The organism is Micromonospora sp. NPDC048170 (genome assembly GCF_040652795.1).
In the GTDB taxonomy this organism is placed as follows: domain Bacteria; phylum Actinomycetota; class Actinomycetes; order Mycobacteriales; family Micromonosporaceae; genus Micromonospora.
This window is the reverse complement of record NZ_JBEZMR010000008.1, coordinates 209,158-218,566: the sequence shown is the minus strand read 5'-3', so window position 1 is coordinate 218,566 and position 9,409 is coordinate 209,158. Positions and strand designations below refer to the sequence as shown.

At 74.0% G+C, this 9,409-nt stretch carries 3 protein-coding genes; 2 read left to right on the top strand and 1 reads right to left on the bottom strand.

The features are described from left to right. Nucleotides 1-5,114: type I polyketide synthase (locus AB0D32_RS14530; RefSeq protein WP_357089496.1), on the bottom strand; the 5,114-nt coding region annotated here is incomplete at its 3' end. 178 nt (nt 5,115-5,292) lie between these two features. Here AB0D32_RS14530 and AB0D32_RS14525 point away from each other — a divergent pair. Both AB0D32_RS14525 and AB0D32_RS14520 read left to right on the top strand, forming a co-directional pair. Further along, complete coding sequence (locus AB0D32_RS14525) at nt 5,293-6,936, top strand: fatty acyl-AMP ligase (RefSeq protein ID WP_357089493.1); 1,644 nt, start codon at nt 5,293-5,295, stop codon at nt 6,934-6,936. Nucleotides 6,937-6,959: 23 nt separating this feature from the next. Further along, a complete protein-coding gene (locus tag AB0D32_RS14520; RefSeq protein WP_357089489.1) occupies nt 6,960-9,317 on the top strand; it encodes an acyl-CoA dehydrogenase family protein in 2,358 nt (785 codons plus the stop codon). Nucleotides 9,318-9,409 lie beyond the last annotated feature (92 nt).

Genomic DNA, 9,409 nt, shown 5'->3' with positions numbered 1-9,409 from the left:
GAGCCCCCGCGGGTCGCCGGGTCTCCCGCGGCGGTGACCGGCGGCGCCTGGCCGGCGAGGTACGCGCCGGCCAGGCCGTCCGCGGCCATCAGGTCGTGCAGCACCGGCGGCACCGACCGCCGGTCGTGCCCGTCGAGCAGGGTGCCGTCCACGTCGACGAGGACCGGCGTCGCGGCGTCCGAGTCGAGCGCCCGATCCAGCAGGGCCAGTCCGCGTCCCGGCGACAACGGCGTCAGCCCGATCCCGCGCATGCGACGCAGGCCGTTGGCGCTGACCTGCTCGGCCATCCCGTCCGGCAGCTCCCACAGGCCCCACGCCAGCGACTGCCCCGGCAGCCCCTGTGCGCGCCGCTGCTCGGCGAGGGCGTCGAGGTAGGCGTTGGCGGCGGCGTAACCCGACTGTCCGGGCGAGCCGAGCAGGCCGGCGGCGGAGGAGAAGAGCACGAACGCGGCCAGGTCGCACTCGCGGGTCTGCTCGTGCAACTGCCGTGCGCCGTCCGCCTTCGGCCGCAGCACCGCGGCCACCCGCTGCGGGGTCTGCGACTCGACGACCCCGTCGTCCAGCACACCGGCCAAGTGCAGCACGGCGGTGAGCGGATGCTCGGCGGGGATGGACCTCAGCAGGTCGGTCAGGGCCGCCGGGTCGGCGACGTCGCAGGCGACGACGCGCACCGACTCCGCGCCGAGCGCGGACAGCTCGCCGACCAGGTCGGCGGCGCCGGGGGCGTCGGTTCCCCGCCGGGAGGTGAGCACCAGGTGCCGCGTTCCGCGCCGCTCGACCAGGTACCGTGCCACGAGCCGGCCGACGGCGCCGGTCGCACCGGTGACCAGGACGGTGCCCTGCGGAGCCCACGGCCTCGGTCCGCCGGGCACGACGGCCCCGATATCGGTAGGGGGCCCGGCGGCCGACGGATGCAGCCGAGGCACCAGCAGTTGGCCGGCGCGGACGGCGACCTGCGGTTCCCCGGCGACGCCGGCTGCGGGAAGCGCCTGCCGCGACGCGGGGTCGTCGTCCAGATCGATCAGCGCGAACCGGCCGGGGTGCTCGGACTGCGCCGAGCGCAGCAGCCCCCACACCGCCGCCTGAGCCAGGTCCCGCGACTGGTCGCCGACGGCTCGCCGGGTCACCACCGCCAACCGGGCGGCGCCGTACCGCGGGTCGGCCAGCCAGCGGTGTGCCAGGTCGAGCGCGGCGGCGACGGTGGGGTGGGGGTCGTCACCGCCCGGCGGCAGTTCGGTGAAGACGAGGTCGGGAACCTGGTCGCCGGCCGTCAGCTCGTCGAGCCAGGCCACCGGCTGGTCGGAGCGGAGCGGAGCCGCCGGTACCCAGCGCAGCTCGTACCCACCGGCAGACCCGGACGGCCCGAGGGCGAGCCGGTCGGGCGTGATCGGCCGCAGCGCCACGTGCCGGACCGAGGCGACCGGCGCACCGGACGGGTCGGCGAGGACGACGTCGACACCGTCGCCGTCGCGGGTCAGCCGGACCCGCAGCGCCGTGGCGCCTCGGGCGTGCACCTGTAGGCCCGTCCAGGAGAACGGCAGCGCGATCCCGTCGTTTGCGCCGGCGCCGTCGAGCAGGCCGAGCGCGTGCAGCGAAGCGTCGAGCAGCGCCGGGTGCAGCAGGAAGTCCTCGGTCGCGCCGGCGACGTCGGCGGGCAGCGTCACGTCGGCGAAGATCTCGTCGCCCCGCTTCCACGCCCGACCGACGCCCTGGAACACCGGGCCGTAGTCGTAGCCGGCGGCACGCAGGCGGTCGTAGAAGCCGTCCGTGTCCAACGGCGTCGCGCCCGGCGGCGGCCACAGCCTCAACCGGGTGGCGTCGCTGCTCCGCACCGGGGCGACGGTTCCCGTCGCGTGTGGCGTCCACGTTCCGCCGGGTGGGCGCGCGTGGATCGTCAGCGGGCGGGTCGGATCGCCTTCCGTCCCGGCGACGACCACCCGCGTCTGGACGACGCCGGTCTCGGGGAGCACCAGCGGCGCCCGCAGCAGGAGCTCCACCACCTCGGGGCAGCCCGCGTGCGCACCCGCGCGTGCCGCCAACTCCGCCAGCAGCGCTCCCGGTACGACGACCGTTCCGCCCACGCGGTGCTGGGCGAGCCACGGCTGGGCGGCGATCGACAGTTCGCCGGTCGACAGCGCGGCGTCCAGCGTCTCGACCGGCTCGCCGGGCAGCGGCCGGACCGGTGGGGTCAACCAGTACCGCCGGTGCTGGAACGGATAGGTGGGCAGCTCCGCGGGCGGGACGTCCCGGCCGACCAGGGCGGGCCAGTCGACGTCCACGCCGCAGGCGAACAGGCGGGCCACCGCGTCCCAGGCGGAGTTCCGTTCGTCGCGCCCGTCGCGCAGCAGCGGCACGGCGATCATCGTGTCACCCGTGCCGGCGTCCAGGTCGCCGACGGAGTCGAGGACCATGGCCGACAGCACGCCGCCGGGCCCGACCTCCAGGAACCGGCTCACCCCCTGCTCGCGCAGCCGGCGTACGCTCTGCGCGAACCGCACCGGTTGCCGCGCGTGCCGGCTCCAGTGCCCCGGTGTGATCATGTCCACCGGCAGGCCCGTCTCGTTGGAGACCAGCGGGATCTCCGGTGCCCGGTAATCGAGGTCCGCCTCCAGCTTGGCGAGGTCCGCGAGCATCGGCTCCATCAACGGGGAGTGGAACGCGTGGCTGACGCGCAGCCGGGTGGTCCTGCGGCCCCGCGCGGCGAACGCGTCGGCGACGCTCTGCACCGCGTCCTGCGGGCCGGCGATGACGACCGACGTCGGGCCGTTGACGGCGGCGAGCCCGACCTGCGCCGCAGGATCGGCGATCAGCGGCTCGACCTCCTGCGGGGTGGCCTGGATCGCGGCCATCGCGCCGCCGTCGGGCAGCGCCTGCATCAGCCGTCCGCGGGTGACGACGAGGCGGGCGGCGTCGTCCAACGACAGCGCTCCGGCCACGTGGGCGGCGGTGATCTCCCCGATCGAGTGGCCGAGGACGAAGTCCGGCCGGACGCCCCAGTGGCACAGCAGCCGGTAGAGCGCCACCTCCACGGCGAACAGTGCCGGCTGGGTGTATTCGGTCTGGTCCAGCAGGTCCGGGTCGCCGTCGACGACCGCGCGGATGGGACGGTCCAGGTGCCGGTCCAGGGCGGCACAGACCTCGTCCAGGGCGGCGGCGAACCGCGGTTCGGCCGCGGCGAGATCCCGCCCCATCCCGGGCCGCTGCGCCCCCTGCCCGGGGAAGACCAGGGCCAGCCTGCCCTCGCTCGCCGTGCCGGTGACCACCGCCGGGGTGTCCTGCCCGGCGGCGAGCGCCGCGAGGGCGTCGCGGTGGAGCACGACGGCGCGCTGTTCGAACGCCGTACGCCGGGCTGCCGCGACCGCCGCCGCGCGGGCCGGCAGGTCGGGGTGGGCGTCGAGGAAGGCGTCGAGGCGGCGGGCCTGTTCGCGCAGCGCGGGGACGGTCCGCGCGGAGAGCACCAGCGGCGCGGGCGCGACCGGACTGTCGGTCGCGGCAACGGGCTCGTCCTGCGGCGCCTCCTCGACGATGACGTGCGCGTTGGTGCCGCTGATCCCGAACGACGACACCGCCGCGCGGCGCGGCCGGACGCCGGCCGGCCAGGGCTGCTCGTCGGTGAGCAGCCGCAGCGTCCCGGCGGACCAGTCCACGTACGGGGTGGGTTCGTCGACGTGCAGCGTGCGGGGCAGCCGCCCGTGCCGCAGCGCCACCACCATCTTGATGACGCCCGCCACGCCGGCCGCCGCCTGGGCGTGTCCGATGTTCGACTTGACCGATCCGAGCCACAGCGGACGCTGCCGGCCGGAGCCGTACGCGGCGATGAGCGCCTGGGCCTCGATCGGGTCGCCCAGCCGGGTGCCGGTGCCGTGCGCCTCCACCACGTCCACGTCGGATGCGTCGAGTCCCGCGTCGGCGAGCGCGTCGACGATGAGGCGTTGCTGGGACGGACCGTTGGGCGCGGTGAGGCCGTTGGACGCCCCGTCGGAGTTGACCGCGCTGCCCCGCAGGACCGCCAGGACGCGCCGACCGTGGCGGCGTGCGTCGGCGAGCCGTTCGAGGACCAGCACACCGGCGCCCTCGGCCCAGCCGGTGCCGTCGGCGGACGCGGCGAACGACCGGCACCGCCCGTCCGGGGAGAGCCCGCGCTGGCGGCTGAACTCGGTGAACACCAACGGCGTCCCGATCACGGTGACCCCGCCGGCCAGTGCGAGGTCGCACTCGCCGGTACGCAGCGAGCGTGCCGCCAGGTGCAGCGCGACCAGCGACGACGAGCAGGCGGTGTCGACCGACAGCGAGGGCCCTTCCAGGCCCAACGTGTACGACACGCGGCCGGAGACGATGCTGGACGCGTTGCCGGGCATCAGGAAGCCGGCGACCTCCGGCGGGACGGCGCCGAGGCGCGGGGCGTAGTCGCTGGCGATGACGCCGGTGTAGACGCCGGTGCGGCTTCCGCGCAGCGTGCGGGGGTCGATGCCGGCGCGTTCCAGCGCCTCCCAGGAGATCTCGAGCATCAGCCGTTGCTGCGGGTCGGTGGCCAACGCCTCGCGGGGCCCCAGGCCGAAGAACCCGGCGTCGAAGTCGCCGGCGTCGTAGAGGAAGCCCCCGTGGCGGGCGTAGGTGGAGCCGGGGTGCTCGGGGTCGGGGTGGAAGACCTCCGGGTCCCAGCCCCGGTCGGTCGGGAACGGCCCGATGCCGTCGCGACCGTCGGCCAGGAGGTCCCAGAAGTCCTCGGGCGTGGCCGCTCCGCCGGGGAAGCGGCAGGCCATCGCCACGATGGCGATCGGCTCGGGCTCACCCGGCGGCGTGCCGTCCGGCTCGCCGGCCGGTGCCGGCGCGACGCGGTGCCCCCGTCCCGGGTCCGCGTCCGGAGCGCTGACCTGTCCGGCCAGGTACTCGGCCAGGGCCGCCGGGCTGGGATGGTCGAAGGCGAGGGTGCCGGACAGTTGGAGCCCGCTCGCCTCGGACAGCCGGTCGGCCAGTTCGAGCGCGGTCAGCGAGTCGAATCCCAGGTCGGCGAAGGCACCGTCCGGAGTGACGTCGCCACGCGGACGGCCGAGCACCTCGGCCGCCTGGGTGCGTACGACATCCAACCACCACTGCGTCCTGGAGTCACCCATTCAGGCGGCCGCCTTCCGCGATCGTCATCGTCAGTGCCACGGTCACCTACCGGGCAGCGGTCATCCTTCATCGGTCACGGCGGCCCGCACAATCGCCCGTATGGTCTCCACAAAGGATCTATGGTCTTTTGTCGATCACAGTGTCTAGGCTGGCCCGCATGATTCTGGCGAGGCAGAGGTGAGCCGTTTCGTCGACGTCGTCGTCGACACCGCCGAACGGTCGCCACGCGGCATGGTCACCGGCGCCCCCGTGGACCCGGTGCGGCGCAGTTGGGGGCAGTTGCACGAGGCTGCCCGGCGTACGGCGGCGGCACTGGTCGAGGGCGGGCTGGCCCCCCGACAGGCCGTCGCGGTCCTGGCCGGTGACCCGGGCGAGGTCGCGCGGGTCGCCCAGGGGACGTGGCTGGCCGGCGGCAGCGTGACCATGCTGCACCAGCCGACCCCGCGGACCGACCTGTCCGTCTGGCGCGACGACACGCTGCGTGTCCTGCGCATGATCGACGCGCGTCTGGTGCTGGTGGGCGCCCCGTTCGAGGCGATGGCCGGCGTGCTGCGCGAGCAGGGCATCCCTCACCGGATGATCGACGACCTGGACAGCGACCGGGAGTTCACCGTCGTGCCCGCCGCCGAGGACGACGCCGCGCTGCTCCAGTTGACCAGCGGCTCGACCGCCGAGCCGAAGGCGGTGCGGATCACCCACCGCAACATCCACGCCAACCTCGTCGACACCGCGGCCCACCTCGAGTGCGGCGCCGACGACGTGCTGGTCAGCTGGCTGCCCCTCTTCCACGACATGGGCATGGTCGGGTGCCTGCTGCTGCCCATGTTCACCGGCATCGACCTGGTCATGGTCACGCCCGCGGAGTTCCTCGGCCGTCCGATGGTGTGGGCGGAGCTGATGAGCCGGTACGGCGGCACGATCACCGCCGCGCCGAACTTCGCGTACGCGATCCTGACCCGGCAGCTCGCCCGCGCCGACGCCGGTTCGCTCGACCTGTCCCGGTTGAAGTCCCTGTGCAACGGCGCGGAGCCGATCGATCCGTCGACGGTGGAGGCGTTCGTCGCGGCCGGCGCGCGGTTCGGCCTGCGACCCGAGGCGGTGAACTGCTGCTACGGCGCGGCGGAGAGCGCCCTGGTCATCTCGCTGTCGGCGCTGTCGGATCCGATGCTCCTCGACACCGTCGACGCCCTGGAACTGGAGAAGAACCGGCGGGCGGTACCGGCGGGCGACGACCACCCGACCGGCGTGCGCCGGCTGCCCATGCTCGGTGCCGCCCATCCGAGCGTGGCCGTGCGGATCGTCGACGACTCCGGCGCCGAGCTGGGCGACCGCGAGGTCGGCCGGCTCCAGCTGCGGGGTGAGTCGGTGACCCGGAGCTACCTCACCGAGGCCGGTCCGGCCTCGGCCCTTGACGACGACGGCTGGTTGGACATCGGCGACGAGGGCTACCTGGTCGACGGTCAGATCGTGGTCTGCGGGCGTCGCAAGGACGTCATCATCATGGGTGGCCGCAACATCTACCCCACCGACATCGAGCGTGCGGCCGCCGGCGTCGAGGGCGTGCGGGACGGCAACGTCGCGGCGGTACGACTGATGGCCGGCGACTCGGTGGCGCGGGAGTCCTTCGCGGTGCTGGTCGAGTCACGCCTGGTCGGTGATTCGGCCGCCGAGCGGGTGCTGTCCGACGCGATCGCCAGCCGGGTCCTCGCCGACGTCGACGCCCGTCCGGCGCAGGTCGTGGTGCTGCCGCCGGGCAGCCTTCCGAAGACACCGTCGGGCAAGCTGCGCCGCGCGGCGGCCCGCTCGCTCGTCCCTCGTTGACCGTTCGCCTCCGGAGGAAATCTGTGCGCTCCCTTGATCACGCCCGCGCCCTCTGCGAGTCGTACCTGCCGGGGCTGCTCGACGGGCTGTCGAAGATCCCGTTCGAGCAGCGGGAAGCCCCCGGCGGCGGCACGCTTGCGGTGTTCCGGGCCAGCGGCGGCCCGAGCCTGGTGATCCCGAAGGAATACGGCGGGCTCGGCGCGTCCCCGTTGGACGCGGTTCGGGTCACCCGTGCGATCGGCGCCCACGCGCCGTCGTTGGCGGTCGCGACCACGATGCACCACTTCTCCGTGGCGACGCTGTTCACCTTCGCCGAGAGCATCAAGAACTCGGGCATGGAGTGGGCCCTGCTGGAGGCGATCACCAGCCGCAGCCTGCTGGTCTCCTCGGGCTTCGCCGAGGGCCGACCGGCCCAGGGGATCCTCTCCCCCACGATGACGGCGACGCCGGTGGACGGCGGCTACCGGATCAACGGGTCGAAGAAGCCGTGCAGCCTGAGCCACTCGATGGACCTGCTGACGGCCAGCGTGGCGGTGCCCGCACCGGGCGGCGGCCAGCAGACGGCCTTCCTGCTCATGCCGGCCACGCTGCGCGGCATCACCCGGCACCCGTTCTGGGGCAGCAGCGTGCTCGCCGGGGCGGAGAGCGACGAGGTCCGGCTGACCGACGTGTTCATCGAGGAGGAACTGGTCATCCCGACCGAGAACGGCCCGGACGGGATGCTCGACGACCTGCAGACCGTCGGGTTCATCTGGTTCGAGTTGCTCATCACCGCGTCGTACCTGGGCATGGCCAGCACGCTCGTCGAACGCGCGTTGGCCGACGGGCGCGGCGCGGTCACCGACCGCGCCGCGCTGGGCACGCGGCTGGAGACGGCGACGCAACTCCTGGAGGGCGCGGCCCGCGCCATGCAGGCCGGCGAGACGGACGACGACGCGCTGGCCCGTGTCCTGATGGCCCGCTACGGCGCGCAGGACGCCATCACCGACGCCGCCCGCCAGGCGGTGGAGATGCTCGGGGGCATGTCGTTCATCCGCTCCCCCGAGGTGGCCTATCTGGTCGCGGCCTGCCAGTGCGCCGCGTTCCACCCCCCGTCGCGGGCCAGCGTCGCGGCGTCGCTGGTCGACTACCTCGACGGCACCCGCCCGTTCATGATGAACGACAGCGCCCCGGCACCGGCCGCCCAGCCACCAGCGGCACCGCAGGCACCGGTGCAGCAGGCACCGATGCAGCCGTCCGTGGTGCCGCCGGCTGGCGCACCCGCGCCGGGCCCCACGATCGAGCCGGCCCCCACCCCGCCCCCCACCTCGGCGCCTGCCCGGGCCGCCGACGCGGCACCGGTCACCGTGCCCGGCCCGCGCCCGCAGCCGGTGATCACCTACAGTCCCCAGCCCGCCGCCCCACGCACCGACGAGCGGTCGGGGATGACGGCGGACGACGCCGCCGACTGGGACCAGGCGTCCTCCCTGTTCGACGGCGCGGAGGGCATCCGGTTGACCGCCCGCGACTGCGACCTGCGGTACTGGTTCGCCAACGTCCCGCAGCGCACGCTGCGCGGAAACATCCTCGGCTATTCGCCGGAGCTGGTCACCCCGGACTTCCTGCACGAGCCAGGCCCGCTGCGCGACGCACTGGTCCAGGAGGTCGCGTTCCGCGCGCTGGCCGAGGAGCGGGCGGCCCGAGCGATCGGCTACATCGTGGCGTGCGCGCCGGACTCCACGACCGCCGAGTTCTACGCCACGCAACTGATGGACGAGACCCGGCACGCGATGATCTTCCGGAACCACCTGCGGAACCTCGGCATCGACGAGCAGGACGTCGCCGCTGTCATCGCCCGGGAGACCTCGCACGACAGGGCAGCCATCCTCGATCCGTTGGAGGAGTACGGCATGCCGATCGTGCGCGAGCAACAGGACTTCGTCGGCGGCGTGGTGCTGCTGACGATCCTGGTCGAGGGCTTCCTCGCCCCGTCGTTCGAGCTCAGCGAGCGCAAGTGGCGGCCGATCGACCCGCGGATGGCGGACATGGAGAAGGGCGCCGCCATCGACGAGGTGCGCCACCTGGCCGTCGGCACGTCGATCATCCGTGAGCACCTGCAGCGGCACCCCGACGAGAAGGAACGCCTCGTCGATCTCATCCGCGACGGCATGCGGCTGTGGGAGCAGTTGCCGGTGTCCGACCAGCTCACCCGCTGGGAGAACTGGTTCCAGGAAGGCATCGAGCCGCACCTGGCCGCCATCGGTGACTACGAGGTGTGGGACGGGCGGCGACTGGCCGACACCACGCCGGAGGAACGACTCCAGAAGGCTGTCGAGGTCACGAGCATCGTGCACTCCACCCGCCTCACCGACATGGGCCTGGGCCGGGCGCTGATCTACTGACCCTCCGTACCGTGGCCTGGGGGTCGACCCCCAGGCCACGGTCGCATCTCACGACGGGCGGGCGCGGCAGGGACTTCCCCGGCGGGCGCCGC